Consider the following 1,538-nt stretch of genomic DNA (forward strand, 5'->3'; position numbering starts at 1 on the left):
GATCCAGCGGTTCAAAATGGCTGCGCAGTTCATATTTAGAAGGTGGAATTGGTATTAAACACCAGGGGGATTCTCTGAAGCCTCTCGATAACATAGAATAGCCTTGAAGTTAATAGAGGAAGTGTTGCGTTGAACATTACATTCACAGAAGCTGCACAGAAATATCTGGCCCAGTTACTGGAAAAGCAGGGGGTTGAGGGAATTGGCGTGCGCCTGTTTGTCAGCAACCCCGGCACGCCCCATGCAGAAACCTGCCTTGCCTATTGTAAGCCAGGGGAAGAGAAGGGGGGAGATCTGATGCTGGAGCTTGAATATTTCAACTGCCATGTTGAAGGCACCAGCGAACCTTTTCTTGAAGAAGCGGTGGTGGATTTTGCCGAAGACAAGCTCGGTGGTCAGCTGACCATCAAGGCACCTAACGCCAAGATGCCCAACGTTAATGAGGACAGCCCTCTGGATATGAAAATCAACTACTTCCTGCAGACGGAGGTTAACCCGGGGCTGGCTTCACATGGTGGTGTCGTCTCTTTGGTGGAGCTGGATGATGGTATTGCCGTGCTTCAGTTTGGCGGTGGTTGCCAGGGGTGCGCTGCAGTCGATCTGACCCTCAAGGATGGTGTTGAGAAAACACTGATGGAGCGTATTCCGGAATTGAAAGGCGTTCGTGATGTGACGGACCACAGTATTACTGAGAATGCTTTTTACAAATAAAGCAGTTCTTTCAAAAGCGGGAAGTGACGTCCACCTCCTTTGCCGTGAAAAATATGTTGCTTAACTATTTTTCATTCTTGAGGGTGGCGCAAAATATTTTCACGCGCCATGGGCATTTGTGGTTTCATTATTATTTCAATTGTTGGTGTCAGTGTCCCCCTATGAAGTCTGCCCTTGTTACCCGTGCTGGCAAAGAAAAGCTTGAGCAAGAGCTTCAGTATCTCTGGCGAGTCAAGCGCCCCGAAGTGACCCAGGCCGTTGCTGAGGCCGCTGCCCTTGGGGACCGCAGTGAGAATGCGGAATACAAAGAGGGAAAACGACAGCTTCGGGAGATTGACCGTCGTATACGCTACCTTACCAGGCGGCTTGAAATCCTGAAGGTTGTTGAATATTCATCACAGCAGGAAGGCAAGGCTTTTTTCGGTGCCTGGGTTGAGCTGGAAAGTGAAGAAGGTGAAATACTCCATTGTCACATAGTCGGTGCCGATGAGATTGATGTGAAAAACAATCATATTACTATTGACTCCCCTATGGCCAAGGCGATGGTTGGGCGTCAGGTAGACGATGAAATCGTGGTCAACGCGCCGGGTGGACGAAAAATCTGGCTGATCAATAAAATACAGTATCAGCCTTTTTCCGATGATGAGAAGTAAACCTATGGTTTTTTCAGGCTTTACCAATGGTATTTTTTTGCCAAAGGAGTGAAATTTTCAACAATAGAAAAGCCCGAATAAATCAAGCTGTTTATTTGAGTAAAAATCAGCCTGCAACCTCCCGGGAGGCTGTCCGAGAATAGCGCCCGACTGGGCGTCCCCGTAGCGAGGACG

2 protein-coding genes are annotated in these 1,538 nt (G+C 48.5%); both read left to right on the forward strand.

Annotation, left to right across the window (positions count from 1 at the left end; genetic code table 11):
- The first annotated feature begins 129 nt into the window (after window positions 1-129).
- Window positions 130-711, forward strand: coding sequence for a Fe-S biogenesis protein NfuA (gene nfuA / locus KDK14_RS16540; RefSeq protein ID WP_257266279.1), 582 nt, complete (start codon window positions 130-132; stop codon window positions 709-711).
- A gap of 161 nt (window positions 712-872) precedes the next feature.
- Entirely contained in the window at window positions 873-1,364 is a 492-nt protein-coding gene (greB, locus tag KDK14_RS16545; protein ID WP_257266280.1) for a transcription elongation factor GreB, read from the forward strand.
- Window positions 1,365-1,538 lie beyond the last annotated feature (174 nt).

It is taken from the genome of Endozoicomonas sp. ONNA2 (assembly GCF_024606365.1).
In the GTDB taxonomy this organism is placed as follows: domain Bacteria; phylum Pseudomonadota; class Gammaproteobacteria; order Pseudomonadales; family Endozoicomonadaceae; genus Endozoicomonas.